Consider the following 17,390-nt stretch of genomic DNA (forward strand, 5'->3'; position numbering starts at 1 on the left):
GTATTTAGCCATCGGCGCTGAGGTGTAGGCGCGTTTCAAAGGCTTTGGAAATATGGGTTTTCAGCGCCTCGTAAGCGGCGTTTTCATCGCGATCTTCAATGGCTTTGACAATGGCAGCATGTTCCGCCAAAGCAACTTCGCCGCGCCCTTCGACCGCCAAGGACGTTGTCGCCATCAGCGCCATGGAGCGGTGCACCAGATCAAGCTGCTGCACAAGATACCGATTGTGAGACGCCAGATGAATCATCTTGTGAAATCGCCGATTGGCACGCGCCAGTGCCTGCGCATCATTCACCAAGGCGCTATCTTCGGCCACCATTGCACCCAAAACGCGCACCTCTTCGGGCGTGGCATGACGCGCCGCCAGTCGCGCGGCCAGCCCTTCCAGCTCGCTGCGCACCGCGTAAAGCTCTGACAGCTGATTGTGATCCAACGACGCCACGATCAGGCTGCGCCCATCACGCGCCAGCAGGGATTGCGTTTCCAGCCGCTGCAACGCCTCGCGAATGGGGGTGCGCGATACGCCAAAGCGATCGGCAAGGTCGCTTTCCACCAAACGATCACCGGGCTTATAGATCCCGACATCTATCGCCTCAAGGATCAGCGAATAGGCATCCCTCTGCTGCGGGCGCGCTTGGCTCATTTTGTGGTTCCTCTCCCTGCCGGTAGCGCACAGACTAAGCATCCCGCTGCAAAACATGCAAGCAAAGCATTGACTTGCCGCGACCAAACCCTAGCTTGCCCGCATGCCCAAAGACAGTTTTTCACATGTGACAACCTGGGTCTTTGATCTGGACAACACGCTGTATCCGCCGCGCGTGCGGCTGTTTGACCAGATCGAAGTCAAGATGACCAATTACATCACCGCGACCCTTGGGGTGACGGAACGCGAGGCGCAACGCCTGCGCGCGTCCTATTGGCAGACCTATGGCACCACGCTGGCCGGGCTGATGCGTGAACATGATGTCGACCCAGTGCCGTTTCTGCGCGATGTGCATGACATTTCCTTTGATGCGCTGGAAACCGACGCCGATCTGCGCAGCCATATTGCAGGCCTGCCCGGGCGGCGCGTTGTCTATACCAATGGCACCGCGCCTTATGCGGAAAATGTGCTGGCCGGACGCGGGTTATCCGGCCTGTTCGACGCAGTTTATGGCGTTGAACACGCCGGGTATCTGCCCAAACCCGACCCGGCCGCCTTTGCCAAGGTTTTTGCCCAGGATGGGCTGGACACCGCGCGCGCCGCCATGTTTGAGGACGACCCCCGCAACCTCAAGGCACCGCATGATCTGGGCATGCGCACCGTGCACGTGGCCCCCGCCAAATTTGATGCAGCGCATATTCATCATCATACGGATGATTTATCCGGTTTCTTGGGGCGGCTGCACTAGGGATTGTACCTTGGCACTTTGCGGGCGGCGGCCTATTTAGATCCTCAAGGGCAAGAGGTGCAGCATGAACGCAAGCGCAGAATTTGACATTGTGATTTCAGGCGGCGGTATCGCCGGTCTGACGGCAACGGCGGCCTTTGCCAAGGCGGGCTTCTCTGTGCAATGCCTTGACCCCACCCCGCCGGTGACGGAACGCGACACAGATGGCGCGGATCTGCGCACCACGGCGTTTTTGCAGCCCGCGCGCAACCTGCTGGAGGCCGCCGGCCTTTGGGAGCGCCTTGCGGACCACGCTGCGCCCCTTCAGATCATGCGTATTGTCGATGCGGGCGGCCCCAAGGCCGAGGCACGGCTTGTCAAAGATTTCGACGCTTCGGAAATTTCCGACCAACCTTTTGGCTGGAACCTGCCCAATTGGCTGCTGCGGCGCGAGATGATTGCCGCGCTGCAGGACATGGGCAACGTCGATCTGCGCATGGGCACCGGCACCGAAACCTTGTTCACACGCGCGGGCAGTGCCCGCGTCGGGCTGAGCGACGGCACCAGCAGCACCTGCAAACTGGTGATCGCCGCAGATGGCCGAAATTCAAAAATGCGCACGGCGGCCGGCATCGACGTTAAGACAACGCGCTATGGCCAAAAAGCGCTGGCACTGGCGGTCACGCATCCGATCCCGCACCAGAATGTCTCAACCGAAATTCACCGCAGCGGCGGCCCCTTCACGCTGGTGCCGCTGCCTGACCACAACGGCATGCCGTCCTCGGCGCTGGTCTGGATGGAGCGGGCGGCCAAAGCGCAAGCGCTGTTCAACTTGCCCAAAGAAGACTTTGAACGCGCGATGACAGAGCGCAGCTGTGGCCTCTTCGGCCCGCTGACGCTGGCGTCCAACCGCACGATCTGGCCCATCATCAGTCAGATGGCAACCCGCCTGTCCGGCGAACGTCTGGCGCTGGTGGCCGAAGCGGCGCATGTGGTGCCGCCGATCGGGGCGCAGGGGCTGAACACCTCTTTGGGAGACATCCAGATCCTGCTCGATCTGGCGCAGAAAACCCCGGGCTCGCTGGGCGATGCCGCGATGCTTGCCGCCTATGACCGCACCCGCCGCGGCGAAGTGGCGATGCGCGTGCGCGGCATTGATTTGCTCAACCGTGCCTCAATGGTGGAAACACCTGTGCTGCGCGATCTGCGCGCGGCGGGGCTGAACAGCCTTTATAGCCTGCCCCCCGTGCGCAGAATGCTGATGCAAATGGGGCTGGGCGCGCGCTAAATCGGCCCCGGGCGGCGCTCTTCTGAAAGCAGCACGTTGGCCTCTACATCGCCCACGCCTGGCAGGGTCATCACCCGGCGGCGCAGCACCCGTTCAAAATCGGCAATGTCGCGCGCGGTCACGCGCAGCCGGTAGTCGTACATGCCCAGCACATGTTCGACTGTTTGCACTTCGGGGATGGCCGATACCGCGCGCTCAAAATCATCCAGGCTGACGCGCCCTTTTGTGGCCAGCTTGATGCCCAGGAACACCGTGACACCAAAGCCCAGTTTCTCGCGGTCCAGATCCAGCTTGCGCCCGACGAGCACGCCCGCATCTTGCAAACGCTTGATGCGCCGCCAAGTTGCCGGCTGGCTGAGGTCGAGCAGCCGACCCAGCGCGCCGGCATTTTGTGTGGCATCGTCGGACAGCGCGCGCAGGATCGCACGATCGATGTCATCCAGCGTCATCATATCGGCAGGCTTTCATCTGCTTTGATCCGCGCGACATGCATCAATGCCTCGATATCTGCGATATGCGGCAAGGCCAAAATCTGGTGGCGATAGATATCCTGATAATGCGGCATATCCCGCGCGATCACCGACAGGCGCACATCAACACGACCCAAAAATGTCTGTATTTCAATAACTTCGGCAATATCGCGGGCCTGATCAATAAACTCATCAAAGGCACGAGGTTGGGTTTTATCAAGCGTAATCCGCAAGCTCACTTCAACCTCATATCCCAAAGCGCGCCAATCGATGATGGCGCGCTGACCTATAAGCACCCCCAAGTCGCGCAGCTTGTCGATCCGCCGCGCCAAGCGCGTGGTGGTAAAGCCGATCTCATCCGCCAAATCAGGAATCGCGCGGTCCGGGTCACTTTGCATGAGGCGCAGAATGCGCCGATCAACATCATCAAGCATGAATTTATTACTATTTCAAATTTACACGAATAGAAATGACAAATTCATACGTAAATACACCAAATCTACACTCGCACATCAGGCGCAACTGTCTATATTCGCCTCAAACACCAAACGGAGGACGCTGACATGCGCGTTTACTACGATCGCGATTGCGACATTAACCTGATCAAAGACAAAAAAGTGGCCATCCTGGGCTACGGATCTCAGGGCCACGCCCACGCGCTGAACCTGCGCGACTCTGGCGCGAAGAACCTTGTAGTTGCCCTGCGCGAAGGCTCCCCTTCTGCTAAAAAAGCCGAAGGCGAAGGCCTGCAGGTGATGGGCATCGCCGAAGCCGCGGCCTGGTGTGACGTGATCATGTTCACCATGCCCGATGAACTTCAGGCAGAGACCTACAAGAAGTACGTTCACGACAACATCAAGCCGGGCGCAGCCATTGCATTTGCCCACGGCCTGAACGTGCACTTTGGCCTGATTGAGCCAAAAGAAGGCGTAGACGTGATCATGATGGCACCAAAAGGCCCGGGCCACACTGTGCGCGGCGAATACACCAAAGGCGGCGGCGTGCCATGCCTCGTTGCTGTGGACACAGACGCGACCGGCAAAGCGCTGGAAATCGGCCTGTCTTATTGCTCCGCAATCGGTGGCGGCCGCTCCGGCATCATCGAAACCAACTTCCGCGAAGAATGTGAAACAGACCTCTTCGGCGAACAAGCTGTTCTGTGTGGCGGCCTGGTTGAGCTGATCCGCTGTGGTTTCGAAACGCTGGTCGAAGCTGGTTACGCACCAGAAATGGCCTATTTCGAATGTCTGCACGAAGTGAAGCTGATCGTTGATTTGATCTACGAAGGCGGCATCGCGAACATGGATTACTCGATCTCCAACACTGCGGAATACGGCCAGTATGTCACCGGCCCACGCATCCTGAAGTACGACGAAACCAAAGCGCGCATGAAAGAAGTTCTGGAAGACATCCAGTCCGGCAAATTCGTACGCGACTTCATGCTGGAAAACCAAGTGGGTCAGCCAACGCTGAAAGCGTCGCGCCGTGCCAACGACGAGCACATGATCGAAGAAACCGGCGCGAAACTGCGTGGCATGATGCCATGGATTTCTGCCGGCAAGATGGTCGACAAAGAAAAGAACTAAGGGCGCAAACCCCTTACTTTGGAAACGCCTCGCACCCTTGCGGGGCGTTTTTCTTATGGCGCTCCGATTTTTTGCGCTAGGCTGGCGGTGATCATTGTCCGGGGAGGAAACGCAATGAACATTGAAAAGAAGAACTTTGAAACCCAGCACTATATGTACATCGCCGGCGAGTCGCCGATGAATGATGGCGAGGCCATCGCGCAATCCATGGGGGCAGCTTTTGCGCAGGCCTTTGCCGCGCTTGGCAGCGCCGGGATCACCGCCACAAGCCCGCCGATCACCGTATATACCGAAATGCCCGGGGAAAAGATGACCTTCCGCTGCGGTTTTTTCGTGTCCGCAGACGATGCCGACAAAGCCACTGAGGCGGCCGCCTGTGCATCCATCCCGGCGGGTGACGCCCTTTATGCGCAGCATGTCGGCCCTTTCTCCGACCTCAATCAGACCCATGGCGCGATCTGGGCACATGCCAAGGCAAGCGGGCTGGCCTCGGCCATGCCAGTCTGGGAAATCTATCTGGATGACCCCAATGAGGTCGAGCCAGAGGCCCTGCGCACCGAGGTGTTTCACCGACTGGGGTAAGCGGTCAGCGCCTGGGCTGACGGGCGAAATCCCACAGAAGGTCTGCGGGGCTGCACATATTGTTATATTGTAACGCTTGCGCCCCACCCCTACCTCATGAGCATGACCCAATATGACATCAACGTCAGACAGGGGTTGCCAGAAGAGATGCAGCTCCTGCTTCGGGAGTATCCGCGCGACGCTTGGCCGGACCACCCGAATTTCGCCACCTCCATCCGCAACTGGATGGGGGCACACGGCATGTTCCGCCAATTGGCAGAGCTGATCGTCACCGATACGCAGGCCCTTTTGGACAAGGCCAGTGACCCTACCCGCTATGCCAGTCGGCTGGGCCACTTTGGCAACCTTCTGGTGCGCAACCTACATGGGCATCACGGTTGGGAAGACCACCGCTTTTTTCCCGAGCTTGAGGCCGCAGATGGCCGGTTTGCGCGCGGGCTGGAGATGTTGGAAAGCGACCATCTGGAAATGGACCAGCGGCTTGAAAGCTTCACCCGCGCCAGCAACCGCTATCTGCAATTGATGGATCTTTCCCCAAAGGACGCAGAGGCGGAAATTGGGGCGATTCAGAAAGCTGGCGAGGGGATTGAACGGTTCCTTGAGCGGCACCTCAGCGACGAAGAAGATCTGGTGGTGCCGATCCTGTTGCACCATAAAATGCGCGGCTGACCGCAGCATTTCGATTGACCTGCCCCCGCTTGGCAGGTCAATTGCCGGACGGGATAAGAGGGACAACCATGATGGACATTGCCCCCCGTCACTGGGCCATGATCGCGATCATGGGGTTCGTATGGGGATCCACATTTCTGCTGATCGAACTGGCTCTAGAGGGGCTGACGCCGATCTGGCTGGCCGCTGGGCGGATCTGGTTTGCCGCCCTTTTGCTGACCGTAATCTGGGGTCTGCGCGGCTTTCGCCTGTTTCACGGGCAAACGGCATATGGACGGCTTGCGATCGCCAGCATTGGCAGTTCAGCCTTGCCTTTCTTTCTGATCAGCTGGGGGCAGCAATATGTGACCTCTGGCTATACCGGCGTTTGCATGACGGCCATCGCTTTGATGATCTTGCCGCTTGCACATGTTTTTGTGCCCGGCGAGCGAATGAACCTGCGCAAGACCGTCGGGTTTACAATGGGCTTTGTCGGCGTTGTGCTGCTGATCGGAGTTGATGCGCTGAAAAGCAGCGGCGCAGAGCTGGAGGTCTGGGGGCGACTGTCGATCTTTGGTGCCACCGTCAGCTATGCGATCTGTTCCATCCTCGTGCGCCGCCTGCCGCCGGTGGATTCTCTGGGATTGGCCACCATGCTTTTGTGGTTCGGGGCGCTTGTGATCTTGCCCGCGGCCCTGTTGGCCGAAGGGCTGCCAGGTGCCATTGATCGACGGACCGCGCTGGTCATTGTTGTCCTTGGCTGTGCCTCAACAGCCATCGCAAATTACCTGCGCGTCCTTGTCGTGCGCGAGGCGGGCCCGACCTTTATGAGTCTGACCAACTATCAGGTGCCAATCTGGGCTGTTGTGATGGGCGCGCTGGTCTTGGGGGAGCCGCTGCCGCCAACCTTGCTGATGGCGCTGGCGCTGATCCTCTCGGGGGTCGCCCTGAGCCAATATGGGGCGCTGCGCCGCCTGTTTGGCGCGCGCAGCTAGGCGTCAGACGCTGGCTTCAACCTCAGCGACAATGTCGCTGACCACCGCATTCAGCAACGCCGGATCTTCGCATTCCGCCATTACGCGGATCAAAGGCTCGGTGCCCGATTTGCGGATCAACAGCCGCCCTTTGCCGTTCAAACGCTCCTCAGACTCGGCAATCACCGCCTTGACAGATTGCTGCGCCAGTGGCTCTTGCCCCGCAGTGTAACGCACGTTTTTCAACAGCTGCGGCACGGTTTCAAAGCTTTGTGATAGCGCAGAGGCGGGTTTGCCGGTTTCCACCATCGCGGCCAGGAATTGCAGCCCGGCCAGCAGCCCATCGCCGGTGGTCGCATAATCGGTCATGACGATATGACCCGATTGCTCGCCACCCAGGTTAAAGCCGCCCGCGCGCATACGCTCCACCACATAGCGGTCGCCAACCGCCGTGCGCTCCAGCCGCAGACCCTTGCTGTGCATATAGCGTTCAAGCCCGAGGTTGGACATCACTGTGGCCACCAGCGCGCCACCTTTCAGCAGGCCGGACGCCGCCCAGCGTTCTGCCAGCAATGCCATGATCTGATCGCCATCGGCCACTTTGCCGGTTTCATCGATGATCATCACACGGTCGGCATCCCCATCCAACGCAATCCCCACATCTGCGCCATGGGACACGACCGCGCTGGCTGCGGCGTTGGTCGACGTGCTGCCGCAATCCTTGTTGATATTGATGCCATTGGGGTTGGTGCCGATGGTGATGACCTCAGCGCCCAATTCCCACAGCGCCTCGGGTGCGGCGCGATAGGCGGCGCCATTGGCGCAATCGACCACCACTTTCAGCCCCTTCAGCGGTAGGGTCGATGGCAGCGCGCTTTTCACCCGCTCGATATAGCGAAAGCGCCCATCGTCGATCCGTTTGGCGTGGCCGATATTTTGCGGCTGCACCGGGTCAACCCCAGAGAGCACCAGCGCCTCGATGTCAGCTTCGACCTCATCAGACAGCTTAAAGCCGTCCGGTCCAAAGAACTTGATGCCATTGTCCACCGCCGGATTATGGCTGGCCGAGATCATTACCCCCAGATCGGCACGCATAGATGTGGTCAAAAGCCCCACAGCCGGGGTGGGCACCGGACCCAGCAACAAGACGTTCATACCTGTGGACGTCAGACCTGCGGTCAGTGCGTTCTCAAACATATAGCCTGACAGCCGCGTATCCTTGCCAATAACAACTCGGTGCTGGTTGTTGCCGTCATTGCGGAAATAGCGCCCAACGGCGGCCCCGAGTTTCAGCGCCATTTCGGCCGTCATCGGATATGTATTGGCCGTGCCACGCACGCCATCGGTGCCAAAAAATTTACGAGTCATCAAATTCTCCTGTCGTGGCCGCCATCCACAGGCGCAACGCCTGATGGGTTTCGGCCACATCATGTACTCTTAAAAATTGCACGCCTTGCGCCACAGATTGCAGCGCCACGGCGACCGAGCCCGGCATGCGCGCCTGCGGCTCCGTCGTCGCGCCAATGGTGCCGACAAAGCGCTTGCGCGAGGCGCCCAGCAAAATCGGGCAGCCCAGCGCGTGAAACAGGCTGATACGCGCCAGAAGCGCAAGATTATGAGCCAGCGTTTTGCCAAAACCGATGCCCGGATCGACCACAATCTGATCGCGCGGCAGCCCCAGCGCCGTCAGCGCCGAAACCTGCGCCTCAAGAAAATCATAAACATCCAGCAGCACGTCGTCATAGCTCGGATCGTCTTGCATCGTGGCTGGATCGCCCTGCGCATGCATCACGCAAACCGGGACCCCCCGCGCCGCCGCCAGCGGGGCCAGCGCCGCGTCAAAGGTAAAACCCGACACATCATTGATCAGCGCCGCACCAGACATGAGCGCCGCCTCGGCCACCGGGGCCTTGCGGGTGTCGATGCTGATCGGTGCCTTTAGCGCTGGCGCAACCGCGGCGATCACCGGCGCGGTACGGTCGATCTCGTCCTTGACCGGGACAAACCCTGCCCCCGGGCGGGTGCTTTCCCCGCCGATGTCAATGATGCCTGCCCCTTGCCGCACCATATCCTCTGCGCGCGCAATCGCTTCTGCTGGCGCGTTGAACAGCCCGCCATCGGAAAAACTATCCGGCGTCACATTGAGAATGCCCATGATTTGCGGCGTGCTCATCGAGAGCCCGGCGACATCCGCGCGCGGCGCGGTCAAATGCGACAGCACTTTGGCCGGGACGTCTGACGCAGGAATAATCTCAGGCTGTGCGCCGCGACGCAGACGCTCCACATGGGTGAACCACCCCCAGCCGCCAGCCAGGGCCTGCGCGCCACTGGGGCGGGCCGGATCACAATGCACTATTGGGCGAAAATACATCTTCATAGCCGCTGAATGCGCGATCAATGGCGTCAAGGCAAGCAATCAAAGCTGGGATTGATCAACTGTTACGACTTGCGTCGCAATTGTGTGATGGACTGGCGGTGTTTTGCCGACAAAGAGCGCGTGATCTGCGCCCCAAAGCTCGGCAAACCAAAGCGCCAAAGATGCAAAGTCTTGCGGCGGCTCATCTGTGGCGTCCAGCACCAGTTTGGCCGGGGCCCAGACCACCGGCAGGGCGTTTTTCATCGCCCAATCCAGTTCCGTGCGCGTGGCTGCCACCGTCAGGGCCGGATGCTCGGCCACGAGCTGCCAGGCACGCTGCTCGACCGCCAACAGATCCACATGGCGCTGCGCGGCCGCTGTGGCGGCCCTTGGGCGGTTTTCTGGCGGCTCAAGCGTCAGCACCAAGGGGTGATTTTGGCCGCAGAGCTGCGCAATCCACCCGCCCAGATGATCAGAGGCAAGTGCCGCGCCCGACAGGAACACCACCTTGGGCGCGCGCGGGCCGGTTGCTTCCTGCGGCGCGGCCGCTTGCTCCGCAGCCACGCGCATGATTTCAACCCCGAGTTTGCCATTGCCTTTGTCGAGCTTGTGAATGCGGACAAACACCCGCAGCGCCAGCGGCTCGCGCAAGATCCGATCGGCAATGCGCTCGGCCAGAGTTTCCAGAAGGTTCAAGCGTTCGGCGGCCAGCTCTTCTTCGATGGCCCAGATCAGACGGTCATAGGACAGGATCTGATCCACGTCATCGCCCAGATCAGCCGCAGGCGCAGCAACATCGACGACAATATCAAAAGCCAGTCGCTGGGTCATGTCCCGCTCGGCCTGAAAGGCCCCGATCTCAACAGAGACGATATGATCTCGCAGGGACAGACGGTCGTGCACCCCATCCACCGGCATCGCGGCGGCGCGGGCCTCGGGATGGGCAAAGGCGTTAGAAATTTCGTCGGTCATCTGGCATCGATCCTGCGGCTGGCTGCGCCGCCGCTATAGCAGCGCGCCGTGCCAAGGACCAGCCAGCTTAGTTTTGCGACAGCCGGGTGTGCGGACGATAGAAGTGATGCACGCCAATGGTGGTTGTGCGCGCAAACTTGCGTGCCCAACGCGGGTTCACCGCCTTGGTGTGATAATAGGTGGCCCCATCGGTCAGATCGCGCGGCACACCGGCCAGCATCATCTTGGCAATTTTACCAACCCGCTGATAAGCGCTCTTCTCGCGGATCGTTTCAGGATGACCATCACAGGTATAGGTGAACTGGCAGGCATATTTGCGCCCGGTGCCCTGGTTGATCACCGCGCAGGCAGAGTCAGGAAAATTCGGGCTGTCCACGCGGTTGAGGATCACCTCAGCCACCGCAAACTGTCCGCGCACACTTTCGCCGCGCGCTTCGAAATAAAGCGCCTGCGCGAGGCACTCCCACTGCGCGTCGCCGGTTTTCACCACGGGTTGCGCGTCAACCCAAGTGCGTGACCGCTCAAAGGCAATGGTCTTTTTGTCGGCTTTCTTGCGGTTAAAGAGGGTCTTAACCTTGCCCTCGTCCAGCGACGCAAGTTGGTTCCGTTCCTGCGCCAGCGCCTCGCTGACAGCGTCAGCGGAAGTATCTGCGACAGCAGTCCCAGCCATCAATGCGATGGCAACAACGGTCTTCGAAATGATATTCATGGCAGCCCCACGTTTTTCAGCACTGGCCACATCCCCGGCCAAAAACTTCGGCAGGGCATACATAAAATTGTTGCATTGGTCTACCCGGCGAGCCCTGCGGCAAATGCAACCCCGTGTTTCACGCTAAATACAGTGGGTTTTTTGCAGCCCGCCTACCCGATCTTGTCCCTGATCGCGAGCTGGGCGGCGGCAAGCCGCGCAACGGGGACCCGGAACGGAGAGCAGGATACGTAGTCAATTCCCACCTTTCGGCAGAATGCAATCGATTCGGGACTGCCGCCATGTTCACCGCAGACCGACAGTGTGAGCCCCGGCTGCGCCCGGCGGCCACGCTCGGCACCCAGTTTCAAAAGCTCCCCCACACCATCGGCATCCAAGATGTGAAAGGGGTCTTCGGGGAAGACGCCTTGCTGGACATAGACCGACATAAACCGCCCGGCATCATCGCGCGACAGCCCATAGGTCATCTGTGTCAAATCATTCGTCCCGAAACTGAAGAAGTCGCAATGCGGCGCGATGTCTTCGGCGCGCAACGCGGCGCGCGGTGTTTCCACCATGACCCCAAGCAAATAATCAAATTCAGCGCCACGCTCTGTGCGGACGGCCGCCGCGACCGCATCAATGCGGGTCTTGACGAGTTCGACTTCGCGCTTGGCGCTGACCAGTGGGATCATGATCTCGGGGACAACTGCCGCGCCTTTGGTTGACGCATCGATCGTGGCCTCAAAGATGGCGCGCACCTGCATGTCGTAAATTTCCGGCACGGTCACACCCAGGCGCACCCCGCGCAGACCCAGCATCGGGTTATATTCCGACAAAGCGTCGATCCGGCGTTCCACGCGAGACAACGGCAGGTTCAACGCTTCGGCCAATTGGCGCATGCCCTCGCGCTCGCTCGGCAAAAATTCATGCAGCGGCGGGTCAAACAGGCGGATGCAGACCGGCTTGCCCTGCATGATGTCAAACAATTCGGCGAAATCGGCCCGCTGCATGGGCAGCAGCCGGTCCAAGGCCGCTTTGCGATCCTTGGCTTCGTCCGCAAAGATCATTTCCCGCATCACGGTCAGACGATCTTCGTCAAAGAACATGTGTTCGGTGCGGCACAGCCCGATACCCTGCGCCTTGAAATTGCGCGCGGTCTTGGCATCCGAAGGCGTGTCGGCATTGGCCCGCACGCCAATGTCGCGGCAATCATCGGCCCAGGCCATGAGCGTCTGAAATCCCTCATCCAGCGTGGCTTCGACCATCTTGGGCTCACCTGAAAGCACCTCGCCGTTGCTGCCATCAATGGTGATCACATCCCCGGCCGCAAACTCGCGCCCATCGCGAGTAATCAGTTTTTGTGCGCGGGTCTGAAAGCGCAGTGCATTGGCACCCACCACGCAGGGGAGCCCAAGGCCCCGTGCGATCACCGCGGCATGGCTGGTGACGCCGCCGCGTTCGGTCAGCACGCCCGCCGCGGCGTTCATGCCACGGATATCCTCGGGGCTGGTTTCCCGGCGCACCAGAATGCACGCCTCACCGCGTGCGCCGGCCGCCTGCGCCTCCGCGGCGCTGAACACAATCTTGCCGACGGCCGCGCCGGGGCTGGCGGCCACGCCTTCGCCGATCACGTCGCGTTTGGCCGCAGGATCGACCTGCCGGTGCAGCATTTCATTCAGCGCGCGCGGATCAATCCGCATCAGCGCCTCTTCGCGCGGGATAATCCCGTCGCGCGCCAGATCCACCGCAATGCGCACCGCCGCGCGGGCGCTGCGCTGCAACCGCACCCCGTCAAGAACATGCACCTTGCCGTTATGAACGGTAAACTCCATCTCCATTTCTTCGCGCAAACGCCGCCGCATCAGCTGTGCATGCGAGACCAGATCGGCAAAGGCTTCGGGCAATTTGTCCTCAAGACTGGGGCCGCGCGGATCGCGCGTCAAAAACAGCGCATTGCGCCCGGCTTGCAAAGCATCGCGCCCCTGTGATTGCGACAGGTAGCGCCCTCTGATCAAAGGTGTGCCGCTGTTTTCGTCCACCAGCTGCAAGACGCCTGCGCCGCTTTCGCCCTGGCCAAGCCCCAGCACCATCGCCTGCACCACCAGGCCAAGCCCGGCATCTGCGGGCGCGCCTTTGGCCATGCGCAAGAGCCGCGCGGTGGTGCCTTCCCAAGCGCGCGCCATCGAGCGCAACACCCCTGTCAGCTGAACCTTGGGATCCTCGGGAAATGGTGCATCGGCTTCAAGCGCATAGGCTTCAAGCGCCGCCGAGAGCGCATTGGGCCCGGAAAGATCAATCTCGTCGAAAATATCCGGATCAAGCCGCGCCACCTGTGTGGCATAAGCCTGAATGAACCGCAGATAGAGGCCATCGGCTGCGGCCGTGCCGATTTCACCACTCAACGCGGCGTGGCGCGCGGCGTTCATGCCGATATTGAGCACCGCCCCCGGACCACCCCAATCCGGGTCCTCGGAGCTGGGGCGCACACAAAGGAGCTGCCCGGCCTCAAATGGGGCCATCAACGCCTCAACGTCCAGCGCCTCGCCGCTCGCGATCCGGTGCACGGCCTGAAAGGACAGCGCCACGGTGGTCGGCACCGGCAGATTGAGGCGCACCAGCCGTTGCAAGCATTTTGCCCGCCCGCCATGGCTGGCCGGGGACATCGGGGCATCCGCTGTAATCAGCGTGAATGGATCATGGCATTGCTGCACTGCGGCATTCCTTCTCTAGTTGGCAGCATAGCCGCCGCGCATTGTCTGGCAAGGAAAAGCTGCGGCACGGGACGCAGGGTCGCAAAAGAACAGCGCGCCGAATTCAGGGAATTCGGCGCGGCCTTCGGCGAGAGTATTTGGGAAAAGATGAAGCGGCTTAGCCTTCGACTTTGGTCAGATCGGCAACGCTCAGGCAAAGGCCACGAATACGGCTGAGCATATTCAGGCGGTTGCGGCGCACCACCTCGTTGTCGCTGTTGACTTGCACGGCCTCAAAGAAGGCGTCAATTGGCGCGCGCAGCTTGGCCAGCCCTGCCATGGCGGCGGCGAAATCTTCGCCTTTGATGGCTTCGGCAATCGGCGCTTCCAATGTGTCGAGCGCGTCAAAGAGGGCTTTTTCGCTGTCATCTTCAACGAATTTCAGATCCGCGCCGAAGGAATATTCAACGCCGTCCTTTTCCTCAGCTTGGGTGAGGATGTTGTTGGCACGCTTGAACCCCTGCAGCAGGTTTTCCCCATCTTCGGTGGAGAGGAAGGCCTGCAGCGCTTTGGCGCGGTTGACCAGAAGCGCGATGTCGTCGTTGCCCTCCATCGCGATGCACGCATCGATGATGTCATGGCGCACGCCCTGATCGCGCAGGAAGACTTTCAGGCGGTCGTGGAAGAAGGCGAGAAGGTCGGCCTTGTCAGCATCTTCACGCAGTGGCAGGGCCAGCAACGGTGCCGAAATGCCATTTTGCAGAATAAGCCGAATAACACCCAGCGCAGCCCGGCGCAGCGCAAAGGGGTCTTTTGACCCCGTTGGCTTTTCATCAATCGCCCAGAAGCCTGTCAGCAGGTCCAGCTTATCGGCCAGCGCAACGGCCACAGACACAGGCGCTGTTGGCACATCATCGGATGGTCCCAGCGGCGAGTAATGCTCTAGCGCGGCCGCGGCAACCTCTGCCGGGTGGCCGGCGAATTCGGCATAGTAGCGGCCCATCAGGCCCTGCAGCTCTGGGAATTCATAGACCATTTCAGAGGAAAGATCCGCCTTGGCCCAGCGCGCGGACTGTTCGGCCAGATCGGCATCTGCGCCCACTATCGGGGCAATCTCGCGCGCCAGCGCAGCAATGCGGTCAATGCGTTCGGCCTGACTGCCTAGTTTGTTGTGAAAGGTCACATTGCCAAGTTTTTCGAGCCATTCAGACGCGCCCGCCTTGGCGGTGCGCACATCGTTTTCCCAAAAGAATTTCGCATCCGACAGCCGCGCAAACAGCACCTTTTGGTTGCCCGCCAGAATGGTCGCGCCAGTGTCGCGGGTTTCGCGGTTGGCCACGGTGATGAATTTTTCAATGCGCCCGGTCTTTGGGTTTTTCACCGAGAAGAATTTCTGATGCTCTTTCATCGAGGTTTGCAGAACCTCTGGCGGCAGGCTCAGGAAATCTTCGGCGATATCGCCCATCAGCGTCACAGGCCATTCCACCAGTCCGGCCACCTCAGCCAGCAGGCCTTTGTCATCCACCAGCTCCAGCCCCTGCGCGAACGCGAGGTTCTGGGCATCAGCGGCGATCATCTCGGCGCGCTCCTCAGCCGAGAGCACCACATGATTGCGCTTCAGCTTGGCGGCGTAATCTTCAAAGTTGCTGACCGCAAAGCGGCCTGTGCCCATGAAACGGTGGCCTTCGGTGGTATCCCCAGCGGTGATACCATCAATGGTCAAAGGCACAATCTCGGTGCCCGCCTCGTCGCTGGTGATGCAGAGGATCGAATGCAGCGGGCGCACCCAGCGCAGGCTGCCCGCGCCCCAGCGCATGGATTTGGGCCATGGGAAATTGCGAATGGTCGCTTCCAGCACCTCGGCCACAATGTCCGCCGCAGGGCGGCCGGGCTTCTCAATGCTGGCGAAATAGACGTTGCCCTTGGGAGTTTCGCGTTCTTCGAGCTGATCCATGGTCAGGCCAGCACCGCGCAAAAACCCTTCGATGGCTTTTTCAGGCGCGCCCACTTTGGGACCCTTGCGCTCTTCGCGCACGGTTGGGCTTTCGGCCAACATGCCTTCCAGCGCCAACGTCAGGCGGCGCGGCGTGGAGAAGGCCGAGGCATGCGCATAGGTCAGGCCCGCCTCAACCAAACCATTGGTGACAGCTTTTTTCAGATCCTCTGCGGCACGGGTCTGCATGCGCGCGGGGATCTCTTCGGAGAACAGTTCAATCAGCAGATCAGGCATGGTTATTGGCCTTCCGGTTTGGGCGGACAAAAGTCGGGGGCGGGATCACCGTCAAAAACGATCTCGCCGCAGGTGTTGATTTGATGCCAGGCAAAGCCCCGGCCGTCGGGCAGGATCGCAACAATGCGGTCAATGCCATAGGAAATGTTTTCGACCCCCAGAAAGGCCAGCGCGCGTCCGTCCTTTAGCGCAGCGGAAATCTCGCCGGCATCAAAGCAGTCAAACCAGCCCGGCGCATTCAGCGGCACGGCCCCATCATAAGGTTGATAGGTTTCGGTCAGAAGCGCCTGGCTCATTTCGGTGGTAAAACAGGCGCGATAGCGGATCGGCGAGCTGTCAGCGTCAATGGCCTGAAAGTCAGAATAAAGGATGGGTTCGGCAGCATCGGTCGCCAGCAACGTCAGCTGCACGTCATCCTCACCGCGCGCGGCGACAGGTTCATAGAAATGATAGACCTGGAAATACCAGACCGCGATCCCTGCTGCGAGTGCCGACACAACCACCAACCCTGCGAGAATTTTTCCGGTCACGCTGCGGCCCCACCAGCAGCCTCGGTCTGCACAAAGGCATCCGCGCATTTCTTGGCAAGGCTGCGCACGCGGCCAATATAGGCCTGACGTTCGGTGACAGAGATCACGCCGCGCGCATCGAGCAGGTTAAAGATATGGCTGGCCTTGATGCATTGGTCATAGGCCGGATGCACCATAATGATGCGCTTGCCGGTTTTGGGGTCAATCTCTGCCTGCGCAAGGGTGTTTTCGCATTCTGCCTCGGCCTCTTCGAAATGCCGCAGAAGAACTTCGGTATTGGCAGTGTCAAAATTCCAACGCGCGTATTCTTCTTCGGTCTGTTTGAACACATCGCCATAGGTCAGCGGGATCAGCGCCTCTGGGTCATTATACGGCATGTCCATCACGTGATCGACGCCAAGGATATACATCGCCAGACGTTCCAGACCATAGGTCAACTCGCCAGAAACCGGGTGACAATCATGGCCGCCGACCTGCTGGAAATAGGTGAACTGGCTGACTTCCATGCCGTCGCACCAAACTTCCCAGCCTAGCCCCCAAGCGCCAAGCGTTGGGCTTTCCCAGTCGTCTTCGACAAAGCGGATATCATGCAGCTCCATCTCAATGCCAATTGCCGCAAGCGAGCCAAGGTAAAGCGCCTGCAGATTGGGCGGGCTGGGCTTGATCAGCACCTGATACTGGTAATAGTGCTGCAGCCGGTTCGGGTTCTCGCCATAGCGGCCATCGGTTGGGCGCCGCGAGGGTTGCACATAAGCGGCCGCCCAGGGTTTGGAGCCGAGCGAACGCAGGGTTGTGGCCGGGTGGAACGTCCCTGCGCCCACTTCCATATCATACGGCTGCATCACCGCGCAGCCCTGTTTGGCCCAATAGGCCTGCAAACGCAGGATGATTTCCTGGAAAGAACGCGGTTTGCTGTCGTGATGTGCCATGGCCCTGCCCTTTTCAAACGCGAGTAGTTCCTATGCGCAACAAGCAGGCGGGTCAATTGCGCCTGTATGGATTT

Annotated in this window: 17 protein-coding genes; 6 read left to right on the forward strand and 11 right to left on the reverse strand. The window is 60.1% G+C overall.

Annotated elements, in window-relative coordinates; all coding sequences use genetic code 11:
* Positions 1 to 4: 4 nt before the first annotated feature.
* Positions 5 to 643 carry a GntR family transcriptional regulator gene (locus N6L24_RS07310; RefSeq protein ID WP_271844019.1) on the reverse strand — a complete coding sequence of 213 codons (639 nt, stop codon included), beginning with the start codon at positions 641 to 643 and terminating at the stop codon, positions 5 to 7.
* 103 nt (positions 644 to 746) lie between these two features.
* On the opposite strand from N6L24_RS07310, the gene N6L24_RS07315 reads away from it, so the two are divergent.
* Positions 747 to 1,391, forward strand: coding sequence for a pyrimidine 5'-nucleotidase (locus N6L24_RS07315; RefSeq protein ID WP_271844020.1), 645 nt, complete (start codon positions 747 to 749; stop codon positions 1,389 to 1,391).
* Between the two features lie 64 nt (positions 1,392 to 1,455).
* Complete coding sequence (locus tag N6L24_RS07320; protein WP_271844021.1) at positions 1,456 to 2,658, forward strand: UbiH/UbiF family hydroxylase; 1,203 nt, start codon at positions 1,456 to 1,458, stop codon at positions 2,656 to 2,658.
* Here the strand turns inward: N6L24_RS07320 and N6L24_RS07325 are convergent.
* Both N6L24_RS07325 and N6L24_RS07330 read right to left on the reverse strand, forming a co-directional pair.
* Positions 2,655 to 3,110 carry an Lrp/AsnC family transcriptional regulator gene (locus tag N6L24_RS07325; protein ID WP_271844022.1) on the reverse strand — a complete coding sequence of 152 codons (456 nt, stop codon included), beginning with the start codon at positions 3,108 to 3,110 and terminating at the stop codon, positions 2,655 to 2,657. The genes N6L24_RS07320 and N6L24_RS07325 overlap by 4 nt on opposite strands.
* Positions 3,107 to 3,562 (reverse strand): Lrp/AsnC family transcriptional regulator, encoded by a 456-nt coding sequence (locus N6L24_RS07330; protein WP_271844023.1) that lies wholly within the window; start codon positions 3,560 to 3,562, stop codon positions 3,107 to 3,109. The genes N6L24_RS07325 and N6L24_RS07330 overlap by 4 nt, the downstream gene beginning before the upstream one ends.
* Before the next feature lie 129 nt (positions 3,563 to 3,691).
* Between N6L24_RS07330 and ilvC the strand changes: the two genes are divergently transcribed.
* From ilvC to N6L24_RS07350, 4 genes are all read left to right on the forward strand, one after another.
* A complete protein-coding gene (gene ilvC / locus N6L24_RS07335) occupies positions 3,692 to 4,714 on the forward strand; it encodes a ketol-acid reductoisomerase (RefSeq protein WP_271844024.1) in 1,023 nt (340 codons plus the stop codon).
* A gap of 114 nt (positions 4,715 to 4,828) precedes the next feature.
* Positions 4,829 to 5,296, forward strand: a complete 468-nt coding sequence (locus N6L24_RS07340; RefSeq protein ID WP_271844025.1) for a GyrI-like domain-containing protein — start codon at positions 4,829 to 4,831, stop codon at positions 5,294 to 5,296.
* 102 nt (positions 5,297 to 5,398) lie between these two features.
* Complete coding sequence (locus tag N6L24_RS07345) at positions 5,399 to 5,965, forward strand: hemerythrin domain-containing protein (RefSeq protein WP_271844026.1); 567 nt, start codon at positions 5,399 to 5,401, stop codon at positions 5,963 to 5,965.
* Positions 5,966 to 6,033: 68 nt separating this feature from the next.
* A complete protein-coding gene (locus N6L24_RS07350) occupies positions 6,034 to 6,939 on the forward strand; it encodes a DMT family transporter (protein ID WP_271844027.1) in 906 nt (301 codons plus the stop codon).
* A gap of 3 nt (positions 6,940 to 6,942) precedes the next feature.
* Here N6L24_RS07350 and glmM read toward each other — a convergent pair whose 3' ends face one another.
* The 8 genes from glmM to N6L24_RS07390 all read right to left on the reverse strand — a co-directional run bounded on the left by glmM (position 6,943) and on the right by N6L24_RS07390 (position 17,316).
* The gene (gene glmM, locus N6L24_RS07355; RefSeq protein WP_271844028.1) at positions 6,943 to 8,286 is read right to left on the reverse strand and encodes a phosphoglucosamine mutase; all 1,344 of its coding nucleotides are present in this window, start codon (positions 8,284 to 8,286) and stop codon (positions 6,943 to 6,945) included.
* Positions 8,276 to 9,295, reverse strand: a complete 1,020-nt coding sequence (folP, locus tag N6L24_RS07360) for a dihydropteroate synthase (protein ID WP_271844029.1) — start codon at positions 9,293 to 9,295, stop codon at positions 8,276 to 8,278. The genes glmM and folP overlap by 11 nt, the downstream gene beginning before the upstream one ends.
* Before the next feature lie 39 nt (positions 9,296 to 9,334).
* Positions 9,335 to 10,246, reverse strand: coding sequence for a dihydroneopterin aldolase (locus N6L24_RS07365; protein WP_271844030.1), 912 nt, complete (start codon positions 10,244 to 10,246; stop codon positions 9,335 to 9,337).
* 67 nt (positions 10,247 to 10,313) lie between these two features.
* Positions 10,314 to 10,955, reverse strand: a complete 642-nt coding sequence (locus N6L24_RS07370) for a cell wall hydrolase (protein ID WP_271844031.1) — start codon at positions 10,953 to 10,955, stop codon at positions 10,314 to 10,316.
* Between the two features lie 152 nt (positions 10,956 to 11,107).
* Positions 11,108 to 13,600, reverse strand: coding sequence for a pyruvate, phosphate dikinase (gene ppdK / locus N6L24_RS07375; protein WP_271844405.1), 2,493 nt, complete (start codon positions 13,598 to 13,600; stop codon positions 11,108 to 11,110).
* Between the two features lie 205 nt (positions 13,601 to 13,805).
* Entirely contained in the window at positions 13,806 to 15,857 is a 2,052-nt protein-coding gene (gene glyS, locus N6L24_RS07380) for a glycine--tRNA ligase subunit beta (RefSeq protein WP_271844032.1), read from the reverse strand.
* A gap of 2 nt (positions 15,858 to 15,859) precedes the next feature.
* On the reverse strand, positions 15,860 to 16,387 hold the full coding sequence (locus tag N6L24_RS07385) for a DUF6446 family protein (RefSeq protein WP_271844033.1): 528 nt from the start codon (positions 16,385 to 16,387) through the stop codon (positions 15,860 to 15,862).
* Positions 16,384 to 17,316: a glycine--tRNA ligase subunit alpha gene (locus N6L24_RS07390; RefSeq protein ID WP_271844034.1), complete on the reverse strand. Its 933-nt coding sequence runs from the start codon at positions 17,314 to 17,316 to the stop codon at positions 16,384 to 16,386. The genes N6L24_RS07385 and N6L24_RS07390 overlap by 4 nt, the downstream gene beginning before the upstream one ends.
* Positions 17,317 to 17,390 lie beyond the last annotated feature (74 nt).

The sequence above is a fragment of the Cognatishimia sp. SS12 genome (genome assembly GCF_028369055.1).
GTDB lineage: Bacteria > Pseudomonadota > Alphaproteobacteria > Rhodobacterales > Rhodobacteraceae > Cognatishimia.

Bases quoted from the DNA above. Each gene is read 5' to 3' on its own strand.
- N6L24_RS07325 (WP_271844022.1), bottom strand. From the start codon at position 3,110: ATGATGACGCTGGATGACATCGATCGTGCGATCCTGCGCGCGCTGTCC.
- N6L24_RS07310 (WP_271844019.1), bottom strand. From the start codon at position 643: ATGAGCCAAGCGCGCCCGCAGCAGAGGGATGCCTATTCGCTGATCCTT.
- ppdK (WP_271844405.1), bottom strand. From the start codon at position 13,600: ATGTCCCCGGCCAGCCATGGCGGGCGGGCAAAATGCTTGCAACGGCTG.
- N6L24_RS07390 (WP_271844034.1), bottom strand. From the start codon at position 17,316: ATGGCACATCACGACAGCAAACCGCGTTCTTTCCAGGAAATCATCCTG.
- N6L24_RS07320 (WP_271844021.1), top strand. From the start codon at position 1,456: ATGAACGCAAGCGCAGAATTTGACATTGTGATTTCAGGCGGCGGTATC.
- N6L24_RS07345 (WP_271844026.1), top strand. From the start codon at position 5,399: ATGACCCAATATGACATCAACGTCAGACAGGGGTTGCCAGAAGAGATG.
- N6L24_RS07330 (WP_271844023.1), bottom strand. From the start codon at position 3,562: ATGCTTGATGATGTTGATCGGCGCATTCTGCGCCTCATGCAAAGTGAC.
- folP (WP_271844029.1), bottom strand. From the start codon at position 9,295: ATGAAGATGTATTTTCGCCCAATAGTGCATTGTGATCCGGCCCGCCCC.
- glyS (WP_271844032.1), bottom strand. From the start codon at position 15,857: ATGCCTGATCTGCTGATTGAACTGTTCTCCGAAGAGATCCCCGCGCGC.
- ilvC (WP_271844024.1), top strand. From the start codon at position 3,692: ATGCGCGTTTACTACGATCGCGATTGCGACATTAACCTGATCAAAGAC.
- N6L24_RS07370 (WP_271844031.1), bottom strand. From the start codon at position 10,955: ATGAATATCATTTCGAAGACCGTTGTTGCCATCGCATTGATGGCTGGG.
- glmM (WP_271844028.1), bottom strand. From the start codon at position 8,286: ATGACTCGTAAATTTTTTGGCACCGATGGCGTGCGTGGCACGGCCAAT.
- N6L24_RS07365 (WP_271844030.1), bottom strand. From the start codon at position 10,246: ATGACCGACGAAATTTCTAACGCCTTTGCCCATCCCGAGGCCCGCGCC.
- N6L24_RS07315 (WP_271844020.1), top strand. From the start codon at position 747: ATGCCCAAAGACAGTTTTTCACATGTGACAACCTGGGTCTTTGATCTG.
- N6L24_RS07340 (WP_271844025.1), top strand. From the start codon at position 4,829: ATGAACATTGAAAAGAAGAACTTTGAAACCCAGCACTATATGTACATC.
- N6L24_RS07350 (WP_271844027.1), top strand. From the start codon at position 6,034: ATGATGGACATTGCCCCCCGTCACTGGGCCATGATCGCGATCATGGGG.